We start from the raw sequence: 391 nt of genomic DNA, 5'->3' as shown, positions 1-391 counted from the left end.
CGTTTTAACCTGGCCATCAAGAACCGCCGTTTCGCCAGATTAGGGTTGTATTCTCTCCGCTTTATGGCGATTTGTTAGTGAAGCGCCCACTACGGAACCGTACGGTGGGTGCTGTGAGAGGGGGACGGGGCAACCCAACCCTCTACTCGATGTGCGCCCAGCAGGGCGTCTCTCTATAGGGTGCAAATCCCGAACCTGCCCGATGAGGGGAAAGGTTAGCGACTCGGCAAGGGTTCAACGGCGACGTTGAGTCTGAAGGAAGCCGATAGCAAAATGCATGTTCAACGAACAGGAAGCGGATAGGAGGCGGTCTAGGCGGGTTTGGGGGCATGTATACCCAACGCCCAATACTCATACAGGACCCTAGGACGTAGATCCGATGGACAGGCAG

1 protein-coding gene is annotated in these 391 nt (G+C 56.0%); it reads right to left on the bottom strand.

Going from position 1 to position 391, the window contains the following annotated elements; all coding sequences use genetic code 11:
- Nucleotides 1-142 precede the first annotated feature (142 nt).
- The coding region (locus ACYQ4O_RS13005; RefSeq protein ID WP_460175877.1) for a hypothetical protein at nt 143-391 on the bottom strand (249 nt) is incomplete at its 5' end.

It is taken from the genome of Turicimonas sp. TL08 (assembly GCF_054660695.1).
The sequence above is the reverse complement of the archived record's forward strand: the minus strand, read 5'-3'. Positions and strand labels throughout refer to the sequence as shown.